Annotated in this window: 14 protein-coding genes; 11 read left to right on the forward strand and 3 right to left on the reverse strand. The window is 72.6% G+C overall.

Annotation, left to right across the window (positions count from 1 at the left end; translation table 11 throughout):
* Nucleotides 1–309 carry a hypothetical protein gene (locus AC54T2_RS15325; RefSeq protein WP_186341980.1) on the forward strand — a complete coding sequence of 103 codons (309 nt, stop codon included), beginning with the start codon at nt 1–3 and terminating at the stop codon, nt 307–309.
* A gap of 23 nt (nt 310–332) precedes the next feature.
* Here the strand turns inward: AC54T2_RS15325 and pgm are convergent, their stop codons facing one another.
* Nucleotides 333–1,976 (reverse strand): phosphoglucomutase (alpha-D-glucose-1,6-bisphosphate-dependent), encoded by a 1,644-nt coding sequence (pgm, locus tag AC54T2_RS15330; protein ID WP_186341979.1) that lies wholly within the window; start codon nt 1,974–1,976, stop codon nt 333–335.
* A gap of 142 nt (nt 1,977–2,118) precedes the next feature.
* Here pgm and AC54T2_RS15335 point away from each other — a divergent pair, with 142 nt between their 5' ends.
* The 4 genes from AC54T2_RS15335 to AC54T2_RS15350 are packed head-to-tail and all read left to right on the forward strand — an operon-like array spanning nt 2,119 to nt 4,472.
* The gene (locus tag AC54T2_RS15335; protein ID WP_496666599.1) at nt 2,119–2,469 is read left to right on the forward strand and encodes a YciI family protein; all 351 of its coding nucleotides are present in this window, start codon (nt 2,119–2,121) and stop codon (nt 2,467–2,469) included.
* Between the two features lie 11 nt (nt 2,470–2,480).
* Entirely contained in the window at nt 2,481–2,840 is a 360-nt protein-coding gene (locus tag AC54T2_RS15340) for a YciI family protein (RefSeq protein WP_496666600.1), read from the forward strand.
* A gap of 31 nt (nt 2,841–2,871) precedes the next feature.
* A complete protein-coding gene (locus tag AC54T2_RS15345) occupies nt 2,872–3,225 on the forward strand; it encodes a YciI family protein (protein ID WP_496666601.1) in 354 nt (117 codons plus the stop codon).
* A gap of 8 nt (nt 3,226–3,233) precedes the next feature.
* Entirely contained in the window at nt 3,234–4,472 is a 1,239-nt protein-coding gene (locus tag AC54T2_RS15350; protein ID WP_496666602.1) for an RNA polymerase sigma factor, read from the forward strand.
* On the opposite strand, the gene glgC is transcribed toward AC54T2_RS15350, so the two are convergent.
* Entirely contained in the window at nt 4,469–5,716 is a 1,248-nt protein-coding gene (glgC, locus tag AC54T2_RS15355; RefSeq protein ID WP_397180303.1) for a glucose-1-phosphate adenylyltransferase, read from the reverse strand. The two genes, AC54T2_RS15350 and glgC, sit on opposite strands and share 4 nt — an antisense overlap.
* A 68-nt stretch (nt 5,717–5,784) precedes the next feature.
* Here glgC and glgA point away from each other — a divergent pair, with 68 nt between their 5' ends.
* On the forward strand, nt 5,785–6,972 hold the full coding sequence (glgA, locus tag AC54T2_RS15360) for a glycogen synthase (RefSeq protein WP_489976114.1): 1,188 nt from the start codon (nt 5,785–5,787) through the stop codon (nt 6,970–6,972).
* Nucleotides 6,973–7,272: 300 nt separating this feature from the next.
* Here the strand turns inward: glgA and AC54T2_RS15365 are convergent, their stop codons facing one another.
* On the reverse strand, nt 7,273–8,709 hold the full coding sequence (locus AC54T2_RS15365; protein WP_186341972.1) for a glycine hydroxymethyltransferase: 1,437 nt from the start codon (nt 8,707–8,709) through the stop codon (nt 7,273–7,275).
* Nucleotides 8,710–8,811: 102 nt separating this feature from the next.
* Between AC54T2_RS15365 and AC54T2_RS15370 the strand changes: the two genes are divergently transcribed.
* From AC54T2_RS15370 to AC54T2_RS15390, 5 genes are all read left to right on the forward strand, one after another.
* Nucleotides 8,812–9,411 (forward strand): DUF5701 family protein, encoded by a 600-nt coding sequence (locus tag AC54T2_RS15370; RefSeq protein ID WP_496666603.1) that lies wholly within the window; start codon nt 8,812–8,814, stop codon nt 9,409–9,411.
* Between the two features lie 308 nt (nt 9,412–9,719).
* On the forward strand, nt 9,720–11,432 hold the full coding sequence (locus AC54T2_RS15375; RefSeq protein ID WP_496666604.1) for a nitrite/sulfite reductase: 1,713 nt from the start codon (nt 9,720–9,722) through the stop codon (nt 11,430–11,432).
* Entirely contained in the window at nt 11,432–11,596 is a 165-nt protein-coding gene (locus AC54T2_RS15380; protein ID WP_489976118.1) for a hypothetical protein, read from the forward strand. Before AC54T2_RS15375 ends, AC54T2_RS15380 begins: the two co-directional genes overlap by 1 nt.
* A complete protein-coding gene (locus AC54T2_RS15385; RefSeq protein ID WP_186341968.1) occupies nt 11,593–12,336 on the forward strand; it encodes a phosphoadenylyl-sulfate reductase in 744 nt (247 codons plus the stop codon). The genes AC54T2_RS15380 and AC54T2_RS15385 overlap by 4 nt, the downstream gene beginning before the upstream one ends.
* A gap of 112 nt (nt 12,337–12,448) precedes the next feature.
* Nucleotides 12,449–13,192, forward strand: a complete 744-nt coding sequence (locus AC54T2_RS15390) for a sirohydrochlorin chelatase (protein ID WP_186341967.1) — start codon at nt 12,449–12,451, stop codon at nt 13,190–13,192.
* The last annotated feature ends 25 nt before the right edge of the window (nt 13,193–13,217 follow it).

Consider the following 13,217-nt stretch of genomic DNA (forward strand, 5'->3'; position numbering starts at 1 on the left):
ATGTCGGCCAAGGGCAGCACGTTGTTCACCGTCGGGACCCTGCTGCGGCACGCGCAGGACGCCGGCGCCGCCGTGCGACTGCTCGTCCAGGGCACGTGGCTCGAGGGCCGCATCGTCGGCGCCGACGGGCTCGGGGTGGTGCTCGACGACGGCAACGCCCAGCAGGTGCTGGTCCGTCTCGACGCGATCGTGGCGGTCAGCTTCTCCCGCACCGACATCGACGACCCCGACGGCAAGGACGGCCAGGACGCGCGGTCGCACGGGCGACGGCGCCGCGACCCGATCGAGGCGGGTCCGGTCGGCGGCTGACCTCGCCACCCCGCGGGTGCTCCTCAGCCCAGCGCCGCGCCGACCACCTGACGGGCCTCCTCCTGCACCTGCGCGAGGTGCTCGGGCCCCCGGAACGACTCGGCGTAGATCTTGTAGACGTCCTCGGTGCCGCTGGGCCGCGCCGCGAACCAGGCCGACTCGGTCGTCACCTTGAGCCCGCCGATCTTCGCCCCGTTGCCGGGCGCCTCGGTGAGCTTGCCGGTGATCGGCTCGCCCGCGAGCTCGGTCGCGGCCACGTCGTCGGGGGTCAGGGCGGCCAGCCGGGCCTTCTGCTCGCGGTCGGCCGGTGCGTCGATGCGCGCGTACGCCGGGTCGCCGTGGCGCTCGACCAGCTCGGCGTAGTGCTGGCTGGGCGTGCGACCGGTCGCGCCGAGGATCTCGCTCGCCAACAGCGCGAGCACGATGCCGTCCTTGTCAGTGGTCCAGGTGGAGCCGTCACGCCGCAGAAACGACGCCCCCGCGGACTCCTCTCCCCCGAACCCGAACGACCCGTCCATCAGCCCGGGCACGAACCACTTGAAGCCGACGGGCACCTCGACCAGCGGCGCGCCGATCGACGCAGCGACCCGGTCGATCATCGAGCTCGAGACCAGCGTCTTGCCGATCCGGGCGCCGTCGGGCCAGCCGGGACGCGCCCCGCCGAAGAGGTGGGCGATGGCGACCGCGAGGAAGTGGTTGGGGTTCATCAGGCCCGCGTCGGGGGTCACGATGCCGTGCCGGTCGGCGTCGGCGTCGTTGCCCGTGGCGATGGCGTACTCGTCCTTGCGGCCCACCAGCGAGGCCATCGCGTAGGGCGAGGAGCAGTCCATCCGGATCTTGCCGTCCCAGTCGAGCGTCATGAAGCGCCAGGTCGGGTCGACGAGCGGGTTGACCACCGTCAGGTCGAGCCGGTGCCGCTCCGCGATCTCGCCCCAGTAGGCCACGCTCGCCCCGCCGAGCGGGTCGGCGCCGATGCGCACGCCGGCGTCCCGGATCACGTCGAGGTCGAGGACGGTCGGCAGGTCGTCGACGTAGGTGCCCAGGAAGTCGTAGGACCCGGCGGCGGCGCGGGCCTTGGCGAACGACACGCGGCGCACGCCCGCGACGTTGCCGCGGATCAGCTCGTTGGCCCGCGCGGCGATGACGCTCGTGGCGTCGGTGTCGGCCGGGCCGCCGTGGGGCGGGTTGTACTTGAATCCACCGTCCTGGGGCGGGTTGTGCGAGGGGGTGACCACGATGCCGTCGGCGAGCCCCGCACCGGTCGTACGCCCCCGGTTGGCGCGGATGATCGCGTGGCTGACCGCCGGGGTCGGGGTGAAGCCGTCGCGGTCGTCGACCAGCACGGTGACGTCGTTGGCGACCAGCACCTCCAGCGCCGTGGCCCACGCCGGCTCGGACAGCGCGTGGGTGTCGCGCCCGATGAACAGCGGGCCGTCGTAGCCCTGCTCGCGCCGGTAGTCGCAGATGGCCTGCGTGGTCGCGGCGATGTGCATCTCGTTGAACGAGGTGGCGAGCGAGGTGCCGCGGTGCCCGCTGGTGCCGAAGGCGACCTGCTGCGACACCTCGTCCGGGTCGGGCTCGAGGTCGAAGTAGGCCGTCACGAGGTGGGAGACGTCCACCAGGTCCTCGGTGCGGGCGGGCTGTCCGGCTCTCTCGTGGGTGGCCATGGCCCCATCTTGTCGGGTTTCGCGGTGGGTTCGGCAAGACCCACCCGAGAATGTGCCGTGTCGGCTGTCGATCCGGACGGGGGCCGTCCGTCAGAGTGGTGAGGCCGCAGCCGCGGCCCACGACACGAAGGAGCCACCGGCGATGAGCCGATACCTGATCCTGCTGCCCGCCCCCGAGGCGGCGTGGGACGACCTGCCGCCCGAGGAGCACGAGATGGGGCACCGCTCGCACGGCGAGTACCAGCGCGACCTCGAGGCCGAGGGCCACATCCTCGTCACCGGCGGCCCGCTCGAGCCGTCCGTGCAGGCGACGTCCATGCGCCCCGACGGGGCCGGGGGCGCGCTGGTCACCGACGGGCCGTTCAGCGAGACCACCGAGCAGGTGGTCGGCTTCTACCTCGTCGACTCCACCGACGAGACGGCACTGCGCGCGACGTGCGAGCGGTTCGCCGCCCGCGGCGAGCACATCGAGTTCCGCCGGATGGCGGAGTGAAGGGGACCGACATGAGCCGCTACGTGCTGTTCATCGCCTACGAGTCCTCGGAGTGGGACGCCGCGAGCGAGGAGGTCCGCGAGTCCTACTACCGCGACCACGAGGCGTTCTCCGCCTTCGTCGCCGAGCACGGCACCGAGCACGCCTCGGGTGCCCTCGCCGACGCCGAACGGGCGACGACGGTGCGACACCGCGGCGGCGCCCGCGACGGCGAGATCGTGGTGACCGAGGGCCCGTTCGCGGAGACCGCCGAGCAGCTGGGCGGCTATTACGACGTGGAGCTGCCCGACCTCGACCACGCCGTCCGGGCTGCGGCGCTGCTGCCCGCCACGTACTCGGTCGAGATCCGACCCACCATCTCCATCGGCTGAGCGCCGTGACACGACGACGAGAGGACGAGCGATGAAGTACCTGGTGCTGTTGATGGACGACGGCGACGAGTTGCCCTGGGACGAGCAGACCGACGACGAGAAGGCCGCCACCATGGCGAAGTTCGGCGAGTTCGACGCGGCCTGCGCGGCGCGCGACGGCGTGGAGATCCTCGCCGGCGAGGCGCTCGCCGGCCCGGAGTCGGCGACCACCGTCCGCCCGCGGGGCGGGCGGCTGCAGGTGAGCGAGGGCCCCTTCGCCGAGGCGGTCGAGGCGATGGGCGGCTTCTACCTGGTCGAGGCACCCGACCTCGACGTGCTCCTCGAGGTGCTCCCGGCCCTGCCCGCCTACGACCTGCACGTGCAGCCCGCGGTGGACATGGGCTGAGCGACCGCATGACCCTCCCCCAGGACCCCCTCGCCGAGGTCGTGCGCGAGGAGTGGGGCCGCCTGGTGGCCCTGCTCCTCGCGCAGTTCCGTCGCCTCGACCTCGTCGAGGACGCGCTGGGCGACGCCGTCGAGGCGGCCAGCCGCACCTGGCCGCTCGACGGGGTGCCCGCCAGCCCGCCCGCCTGGCTGATGACCGCCGCGCGCCGCCGGGTGCTCGACCGGCTGCGCACCGAGGACGTGGCCCGGCGCAAGGAGCAGCTGCTGCTCGTCGACGCCGAGCAGCACCAGCAAGGAGCCCGCACGATGGCCGACGCCGGCAGCCTGGTCGAGGACGACGTGCTGCGCCTGGTGCTGATGTGCGCCCACCCGGCGCTGGCGCCGGAGGCGGCCAGCGCCCTCAGCCTCCGGCTGGTGCTCGGCGTGCCGACCGCCGACATCGCACGGCTCTTCCTCGTGCCCGAGCCGACGATGGCCGCGCGGATCACCCGGGCCAAGAAGCGCATCGTCGGGGCCGGCATCCCCTTCGGGGTCCCCGACGCCTCCGTGCTGCCCGACCGGATGGACATGGTCGCCCAGACGGCCTACCTCGCCTTCACCGCCGGCTACGCCCCCGGCACGGGCCCCGACCTGCTGCGCGCCGACCAGGCCGGCGAGGCGATCAGGCTGGTGCGCGTGGTGCTCGCCCTGCGCCCTGGCGAGCCCGCGCTCGTCGCGCTGCTCGCGCTGATGCTGCTGCAGCACTCGCGGCGCGACGCCCGGGTGCGCGACGGGCGGCTGGTGCTGCTCGCCGACCAGGATCGCGACCGCTGGCACCACGACGACATCGCCGAGGCGACGCGGCTGCTCGCCCACCCCGTCCTGACCGGCGCGCTGACCGCGCTCGCCGCGTCCTACGTCCTGCAGGCACGCATCGCCGCCGAGCACGCCACCGCGCCGAGCACCGAGGACACCCGCTGGGACCGCGTCGTCGGCCTCTACGACCTGCTGCTGCGGGTGGCGCCGTCGCCCTCGGCACGGCTGGCGCGAGCGGTCGCGGTCGCCGAGCAGCACGGGCCGGCCGCCGGGCTCGAGGCGCTGGAGGGCCTGGAGATCCCCGCCAGCCACCGTCCGGCCGCCGTGCGCGCCGAGCTGCTCTCCCGCGCCGGCGACACCGACGCGGCGCGGGCGGCGTACGACCAGGCCATCGCCGCCTGCCGCAACGAGGTCGAGCTGGCGTTCCTCGTGGCCCAGCGCGACGCGCTCTAGTCCTCCGGGACCGACTGCTGCTTGGCCAGGACGGTGAGTCCCTCCTCGACGACGAACCCGCGAGCGCGGTCGGCGTCGTGGTCGACGCCGATGTGCACGCCGGGAGGCACGACGACGCCCTTGTCGAGGATCGCGTTGCGCACGACCGCTCCCTCGCCGACCCACACCCCGTCCATCAGCACCGAGTCGGACACCTCCGCGCCGTCCTTGACCCACGCGGCCGGCGAGAGCACCGACCGGTTGACCCGGCCGCCGCTGATCACCACGCCCGGCGACAGGATCGAGTTGAAGGTCGACACCTGGGCGCCGCTCGCGCCCTCGACCAGCTTGGCCGGCGGGTGCGGGCCGTAGCTGGTGTAGATCGGCCACGCGGTGTTGTAGAGGTTGAAGACGGGCAGCGGCGAGACCAGGTCCATGTGCGCGTCGTAGTAGGAGCGCATCGTCCCGACGTCGCGCCAGTAGCCGCGGTCGCGGTCGGTCGCGCCGGGGACCTCGTTGTCCTTGTAGTCGTAGACGGCCGACTCCGACTTGTCGACGAACCACGGCACGATGTCGCCGCCCATGTCGTGCTTGGACTCGTCGCGATCGGCGTCGCGGGTCACGGCGTCGCGCAGCGCGTCGGCGTCGAAGACGTAGTTGCCCATGCTGGCCAGCACCTCGTCGGGCGCGTCGGGGAGGCCGACGGGGTCGGTCGGCTTCTCGAGGAACGCGCGGATCCGCGACGGGCTGGCCGGGTCGACGTCGATCACGCCGAACTGGTCGGCCAGGCCGATCGGCTGACGGATCGCGGCGACGGTGCAGCCGGCGCCGGACTCGACGTGGTCGGCGACCATCTGGGCGAAGTCCATGCGGTAGACGTGGTCGGCGCCCACCACGACCACGATGTCGGGCCGCTCGTCGGTGAGCAGGTTGAGCGACTGGAAGATCGCGTCGGCGCTGCCGAGGTACCACCGCTTGCCGACGCGCTGCTGCGCGGGCACCGGGGTGACGTAGTTGCCCAGCAGGTTGGACATCCGCCAGGTCGTGGTGACGTGCCGGTCGAGGCTGTGCGACTTGTACTGCGTCAGCACGACGACCTTGAGGTAGCCGGAGTTGACGACGTTGGACAGCGCGAAGTCGATCAGCCGGTAGATGCCGCCGAACGGCACCGCGGGCTTGGCCCGGTCGGCCGTCAGCGGCATCAGGCGCTTGCCCTCACCCCCGGCCAGCACGACGGCGAGCACCTTCTTGCGCGGGGGCGTGATGGCCATGCCCCGAAACTAGCCGTCCGGTGGGGACGCGGTCGACCACCCCCGGGGACTACCTTCACCTCATGCGCATCGACGTCCTCAGCAAGGAGTACCCACCGGAGGTCTACGGCGGCGCCGGGGTGCACGTCGCCGAGCTGGTCCGCGCCCTGCGGGTGCTGCCCGACGTCGACGCCCGGGTGCGCTGCTTCGGCGCCCCCCGCTCCGAGGCCGGCACCACGGCGTACGCCGAGCCCGACTCGCTCGCCGGGGCCAACCCGGCGATCCGCACGCTCGGCGTCGACCTCGCGATGGTCGACGACTGCGACGGCGCCGACCTGGTCCACTCCCACACCTGGTACGCCAACATGGCCGGCCACCTCGCCGGGCTGATGCACGGCATCCCCCACGTCGTCAGCGCCCACTCGCTCGAGCCGATGCGGCCGTGGAAGGCCGAGCAGCTCGGCGGCGGCTACGCGCTGTCGAGCTGGGTCGAGCAGACGGCGTACGAGGGCGCTGCGGCCATCGTCGCGGTCAGCGCGGCGATGCGCGACGACGTGCTGCGCAGCTATCCGGCCGTCGACCCCGCCCAGGTGCACGTCGTGCACAACGGCATCGACACCACCGAGTGGGCGCCGCTCGACGACCCCGACCGGGTGCGCGAGCTCGGGGTCGACCCCGACCGGCCGAGCGTCGTGTTCGTCGGCCGGATCACCCGGCAGAAGGGCCTGCCGCTGTTCCTGCGGGCGGCCGCCGCGCTGCCCCCCGAGGTCCAGCTGGTGCTGTGCGCGGGCGCGCCCGACACCCCGGAGATCGAGGCCGAGGTGCGGGTCCTGGTCGAGGACCTCGCCGCCACCCGCTCGGGCGTCGTGTGGATCCCCGAGATGCTCCCCCGCACCGACGTCGTGGCGCTGCTGACCGCGGCGACCGTGTTCGCCTGCCCGTCGATCTACGAGCCGCTCGGCATCGTCAACCTCGAGGCGATGGCCTGCGAGACCGCCGTCGTCGCCACCGCGACGGGCGGCATCCCCGAGGTCGTGGTCGACGGCGAGACCGGGTGGCTGGTGCCGATCGAGCAGGCCACCGACGGCACGGGCACCCCCCTCGACCCCGAGCGCTACGTCGCCGACCTCGCCGCCGCGCTCACCGATGCCGTCAGCGACCCCGACCGCGCCCGCGCCTTCGGCGTCGCCGGCCGGCGGCGCGCCGAGGAGCACTTCAGCTGGGGCTCCATCGCCGCCCGCACGCTCGAGCTCTACCGCTCCCTGATCTGACGGCAGTCGAGTCGGCGCATCCTGACCGCCAGATCGAGTCGAGTCGGCGCATCCTGACCACGAGATCGAGTCGAGTCGGCGCACCCTGACCGCGACGTCGCGGCGAGTCGGCGCATCCTGACCGTCGTCCGCTCAATCTGACATGTCGTGGGCGTTAGGACGAGCCGACTCGACCCCGCCAGAGCGTCACAACGAGCCCGCTCGACCCCGCCAGAGCGTCACAACGAGCCCACTCGACCCCGCCAGAGCGTCACAACGAGCCCACTCGACCCCGCCTGAGCGTCACGACGAGCCCACTCGTCAGCCGAGGACGAGGCCCGGGTAGAGCGGGTGCTTGTCGAGCATCTCGGCCGACCGCTTGGTGACGCGGTCGGCGACGCCGTCGCCGAGCACGTACGACGCCTTGCTGGGCCCGCCGGCCTTGGTGGTGCCTGCCCGGGTGTTGGCCAGCACGTCGACGATGAGCTCGGCCACGGTGTCGAACTCCTCGTGGCCGAAGCCGCGGGTGGTCAGGGCGGGGGTGCCGAGCCGGACGCCGGAGGTGTACCAGGCGCCGTTGGGGTCGGCGGGCACCGAGTTGCGGTTGGTCACGACGCCGGCCTCCAGGAGCGCGGACTCCGCCTGGCGGCCGGTGAGGCCGAACGACGACACGTCGAGTAGGACGAGGTGGTTGTCGGTGCCGCCGGTGACGAGGGTGGCGCCGCGGGTGAGGAAGCCCTCGGCCAGCGACTTGGCGTTGTCGGCGATGCGCTGCGCGTAGTCCTGGAACGCGTTGGTGCGGGCCTCCGCGAACGCGACGGCCTTGGCCGCCATCACGTGCGCCAGCGGGCCGCCGAGCACCATCGGGCAGCCACGGTCGACGTCGGCGGCGAACTCCTCCTGCGCCAGCACCATGCCGCCGCGCGGGCCGCGCAGCGACTTGTGCGTCGTGGTGGTGGTGATGTGGGCGTAGGGGACGGGGTCCTCCTCGCCGGTGAACACCTTGCCGGCCACCAGACCGGCGAAGTGGGCCATGTCGACCATCAGCACGGCGCCGACCTCGTCGGCGATCTCGCGCATCCGGGCGAAGTTGACCCGGCGCGGGTAGGCGGAGTAGCCGGCGACGAGCACCAGCGGCTTGAACTCGCGCGCCTTGGCCGCGACCGCGTCGTAGTCGAGCAGCCCTGTCTCCGGGTCGGTGCCGTACTGCTGCTGGTGGAACATCTTGCCGCTGATGTTGGGCCGGAAGCCGTGCGTGAGGTGGCCGCCGGCGTCGAGCGACATGCCGAGCAGGCGCTGGTTGCCGAACTCGTGGCGCAGCCGCTCCCAGTCGGCCTCGCTGAGCTCGTTGACGTTCTTGGCCTGCATCTTCTCCAGGTAGGGCGACTCCACCTTGTTGGCCAGGATCGACCAGAACGCGACGAGGTTGGCGTCGATGCCGGAGTGCGGCTGCACGTAGGCGTAGGGCGCCCCGAACAACTCGCGGGCGTGCTCCGCGGCCAGCGACTCGACGGTGTCGACGTTCTGGCAGCCGGCGTAGAAGCGGTGGCCGACGGTGCCCTCGGCGTACTTGTCGCTGAACCAGGTGCCCATCGTGAGCAGCACGGCGGGCGAGGCGTAGTTCTCCGAGGCGATCAGCTTGAGGGAGGCCCGCTGGTCGGCGAGCTCCTGCCGGGTGGCCTCCGCGACGCGGGGTTCGACCGAGGCGATGACCTCGAGGGCCTGGGAGTACGCACTGCTGATCAGGGAGTCCGTCATGGCGACAGCCTAGAGCCCGACCGGGCCCGGACCGCCCGCCACTCGCGCGCGCTGGACACCGCGGCACGGGAACCCCGGCGACGGGTGGCGCGTTGGACCCGCATGGCCCTCCCCTCTCCGTCCGACCAGGCCGAGCGGCTCGTCCGGCTCGGCGTCCACGACCTCTCCGGGACCGCCCCCGACCGGCTGCGGGAGGTGGCCGCCGGCGCGCCCTCAGGCGCGCTCCTGGTGACGTCGGCGCCCGCCTCGGCGCTGGCCCCGCTGCTGCGGCGCGGGGACCTGGCCGGCTTCGTCGTCGAGGACATGACCGACGTGGACGCGTTCGCCCCCGTCGAGGAGGTGCCACCGATGCCCTACGTCGCGATCGGTCTCGACCGGGGCGAGGCGTTCCTCGGCCGCACCCCCGCCGAGTCGGTGCCCGAGATCGTCGCCGCGGGCCGCTCGCCCCTCACCCTGGCCGAAGGCCTCCACTGGGTGCTGCAGGAGCCCGACGTGCTGGAGCGCAACGCCTGCTTCATGGCGCCCGGCTCGCGACTGCGTCGCGCCAACGGGACGTACGACGCCCGCACCCCCGCGCTGTGGATCAGCAACGGCACCGGCCGCGACGGCGCGCAGCGCCGCGGCGCCACCAAGCTGGGCTGGTGCTGGTGGGGCAACCACCACACCTGGCTCGGCGTCGCCTCATGCGCGAGCCGCGGCTGAGGACTGGACCACCGGTGTGACCTGGGTCGCACTCCAGCTGCGCGGGGGCGTGACGAACCGGGGCGCGTCTCACATCGTGGCGCTTGGTCTCGATATACGAGATTCCGCCTTGTGGAACATCTGTCCAAGCCCTGAGACTTCTTGACATGGTCACCGCCTGCACCCACGCACACCTTGTGGTCCGACGTCATGTCGACCTCATGCGCGTGGGCAGCGCGACCTGTTGGCATCGCTGAACGCCGCCCAGCACCTCCCCCTCCGCGCTCACCGTCGCGCGCGGCACCATCAGCGAACAGGACTCTCCTGACATGCCCGACCTCCGGTTCACGCCCCAGGCCGCCCAGCGCACCGAGATCCCGCGCCCCAAGCGCGCCGAGGGCCAGTGGGCGCTCGGCTACACCGAGCCGCTCAACAAGAACGAGCAGTCCAAGAAGGACGACGACCCGCTCAACGTGCGCGATCGCATCCTCCACACCTACTCGCGCCGCGGCTTCGACTCGATCGACCCCGCCGACCTGCGCGGCCGCTTCCGGTGGATGGGCCTCTACACGCAGCGCGCTCCCGGCTTCGACGGCGGCAAGACCGCCCAGCTCGAGGAGGAGGAGCTCGACGACCGCTACTTCATGATGCGCGTGCGCACCGACGGCGCGGTCCTCGACGCGGCCGCCCTGCGGGCACTCGGCGAGGTGTCGACGGCCTACGCCCGCAACACCGCCGACATCACCGACCGCAACAACATCCAGTACCACTGGATCGAGATCGAGGACGTCCCGGCGATCTGGGAGCGGCTCGAGGCCGTCGGGCTCAGCACGCTGGAGGCGTGCGGCGACAGCCCGCGACCGTTCCTCGGCTCCCCCGTCGCCGGCATCGCAAAGGACGAGATCATCGACGGCAGCGAGGCGCTGGCCGAGATCAAGCGCCGCGCGCTCGACAACCCGGAGTTCTCCAACCTGCCCCGCAAGTTCAAGACCGCGCTGACCGGGCACCCCAGCCACGACGTCGCCCCCGAGGTCAACGACGTGTCGTTCGTGGGCACCGTCCACCCCGAGCACGGCCCCGGCTTCGACCTGTGGGTCGGCGGCGGCCTGTCCACCAATCCCATGCTCGCGCACAAGCTCGGCGTGTGGATCCCCCTCGACGAGGTCGCCGACGCGTGGGAGGGCGTGGCCGGGATCTTCCGCGACTACGGCTACCGCCGGCTGCGGTCCAAGGCCCGCCTCAAGTTCCTCCTCGCCGACTGGGGCAAGGACAAGTTCCGCGAGGTGCTGGAGAACGAGTACCTCCACCGCGCGCTCGTCGACAACCCCTCCCCCGAGGCTCCCGTCACCCAGGGCGACCACATCGGCATCCACGAGCAGAAGGACGGGCGCTACTACATCGGCGCCGCGCCGGTGGTGGGCCGCATCGACGGCACCACCCTCACCGCGCTCTCCGAGGTGGTCGAGCGCCACGGCGCCCGCGGCGCCCGGCTCACCGCCTACCAGAAGCTGGTGGTGATCGGTGTGGCCGCCGAGGACACCGAGGCGTTCGCCGACGACCTGGAGCGGATCGGCCTCACCGCGCGCCCGAGCAACTGGCGCCGCTCCACGATGGCCTGCACCGGCATCGAGTTCTGCAAGCTCGCCATCGTCGACACCAAGGAGCGCGCCCGCCGCCTGGTCACCGAGCTCGAGAAGCGCTTCCCCGACCTCGACACCGCCATCTCGGTCAACGTCAACGGCTGCCCCAACGCCTGCGCGCGCACCCAGATCGCCGACATCGGCCTCAAGGGCCAGCTCGTCATGGACACCGACGGCCGCCAGGTCGAGGGCTTCCAGGTGCACCTCGGCGGTGCCCTCGGGCTCAACCCCGCGATGGGTCGCAAGCTGCGCGCCCACAAGGTCACCAGCGCCGGCCTCGACGACTACGTCTCCGCCGTCGTGTCGGCCTACCTGCGCGACCGCACCGACGGCGAGCGCTTCGCCACCTGGGTCGCCCGCGCCGACGAGGTGCTGCTGCGCGGGGAGCCGGTGGCGTCCTGATGTCCGAGCGAGCCGTGCCCTTCCACTGCCCCTACTGCGGGGACGAGAACCTGTTCCCCCGCGAGGGCGCAGGTGCCTGGGAATGCCGCTCGTGCCTGCGCAGCTTCACCGTGCAGATGACCGGGATGATCCCGCACCCCGGCACCGACGGAGGCGCGCCGTGAGCCTCTCGACCCGCGCCGCCCGCGCGTTCAAGGGCACCCACACCGAGGGGCGTACGCCCGAGGAGCTGCGCGAGCTCGTCTCCCACGTCGGCGCCGAGCTCGAGCTCGCCCCCGCCGAGGTGATCATCGAGTGGGCCGTGGCGACGTTCGGCGAGCGGTTCGCCATCACCTCCTCGATGGGCGACGCCGTGCTGGCACACCTCGCCTCCACGGTGGCTCCCGGCATCGACGTGGTCTTCCTCGACACCGGCTACCACTTCCCGGAGACCATCGGCACCCGCGACGCCGTCGAGGCCACGCTGCCGGTCAACCTGCTGACCATCACGCCGGTCCAGAGCGTCGCCGAGCAGGACGCCGCGCACGGCACGGACCTCTACCGCACCGACCCCGACCTGTGCTGCGCGCTGCGCAAGGTCGCGCCACTCAACGAGGCCCTGTCGCGCTACGACGCCTGGGCCACCGGCCTGCGCCGCGCCGAGACCCACAACCGGGTCATCGCGCCCGTCGTCGGCTGGGACGCCCGCAAGGGCAAGGTCAAGGTCTCCCCCCTGGCCCGCTGGAGCGACGAGCAGGTGGACCGCTACGTCCTCGACCACGGCGTCCTGGTCAACCCCCTCGTCCACGACGGCTACCCGAGCATCGGCTGCCGGCCCTGCACGCGCCGCGTCGCCCCCGGCGACGACCCGCGCAGCGGGCGGTGGGCCGGCACCGGCAAGACCGAGTGCGGGATCCACGCATGACGTCACCCACGACCCTCGAGACCATCTCCCGCTCGACGCAGCGCGACAACGTCGTCCCGCCGCAGCACCACACCCTGATGCACCGCTCCACTCACGAACGGAGGCACGCCTGATGGCTGCTCCTGCTCTGGTTGCCCTGGCCCACGGAAGCCGGGACCCGCGTTCGGCCGCGACGATCAAGGCGCTCGTCGCCGAGGTCAAGGCGATGCGACCCGACCTCAAGATCGAGACGGCGTTCCTCGACCTCTCCAAGCCGAGCTTCGACACGGTCGTCGACCGGCTGGTGAAGGCGGGCCACGACGAGATCGTCGTCGTCCCGCTGCTGCTCACCGAGGCCTACCACGCCAAGGTGGACGTGCCCGAGGCCATCGCCGCCGCGATGGCCCGCCACGACGGGGTCCGGATCCAGGCCAGCCGCATCCTCGGCATGGAGGCCGCCTTCCTCGAGGTGCTCGACCTGCGCCTGCGCGATGCGCTCAAGGCCGCCCGGGTGCGTGAGCTCGACGCGCTGGTGCTGACGGCGGCCGGGTCGTCCGACCCGCTCGCCAACCAGGCGGTCGCCCGCATCGCCCGCACCTGGGGCGCGCGTCACCGGCTCCCGGTCACCGCGGCCTTCGCCTCGGCCGCTCCCCCGGCCGCCGGCGAGGCGGTGCGTGCGTTCCGTGCCGAGGGCAAGCGCCACGTCGCCGTCGCGTCGTTCTTCCTCGCTCCCGGCAGGCTGCCCGACCGGGCCACCGAGCTGGCCGTCGAGGCCGGTGCCGTGGCGGTCTCCGACCCGCTCGGGGCGCACCCGGCGGTCGCCCGCGCGATCCTCGCCCGCTACGCCGTGGGCGCCGTGGAGCTCGTCCCCGTCTGATCCGGCACGACGTCGTCGCGGTCGG

It is taken from the genome of Nocardioides sp. Z35_8 (genome assembly GCF_059621125.1).

Coding starts and splice junctions, on each gene's coding strand:
- AC54T2_RS15340 (WP_496666600.1), top strand. CDS start 2,481: ATGAGCCGCTACGTGCTGTTCATCGCCTACGAGTCCTCGGAGTGGGAC.
- AC54T2_RS15325 (WP_186341980.1), top strand. CDS start 1: ATGTCGGCCAAGGGCAGCACGTTGTTCACCGTCGGGACCCTGCTGCGG.
- AC54T2_RS15375 (WP_496666604.1), top strand. CDS start 9,720: ATGCCCGACCTCCGGTTCACGCCCCAGGCCGCCCAGCGCACCGAGATC.
- AC54T2_RS15345 (WP_496666601.1), top strand. CDS start 2,872: ATGAAGTACCTGGTGCTGTTGATGGACGACGGCGACGAGTTGCCCTGG.
- AC54T2_RS15390 (WP_186341967.1), top strand. CDS start 12,449: ATGGCTGCTCCTGCTCTGGTTGCCCTGGCCCACGGAAGCCGGGACCCG.
- AC54T2_RS15365 (WP_186341972.1), bottom strand. CDS start 8,709: ATGACGGACTCCCTGATCAGCAGTGCGTACTCCCAGGCCCTCGAGGTC.
- AC54T2_RS15380 (WP_489976118.1), top strand. CDS start 11,432: ATGTCCGAGCGAGCCGTGCCCTTCCACTGCCCCTACTGCGGGGACGAG.
- glgA (WP_489976114.1), top strand. CDS start 5,785: ATGCGCATCGACGTCCTCAGCAAGGAGTACCCACCGGAGGTCTACGGC.
- AC54T2_RS15370 (WP_496666603.1), top strand. CDS start 8,812: ATGGCCCTCCCCTCTCCGTCCGACCAGGCCGAGCGGCTCGTCCGGCTC.
- AC54T2_RS15335 (WP_496666599.1), top strand. CDS start 2,119: ATGAGCCGATACCTGATCCTGCTGCCCGCCCCCGAGGCGGCGTGGGAC.
- pgm (WP_186341979.1), bottom strand. CDS start 1,976: ATGGCCACCCACGAGAGAGCCGGACAGCCCGCCCGCACCGAGGACCTG.
- AC54T2_RS15350 (WP_496666602.1), top strand. CDS start 3,234: ATGACCCTCCCCCAGGACCCCCTCGCCGAGGTCGTGCGCGAGGAGTGG.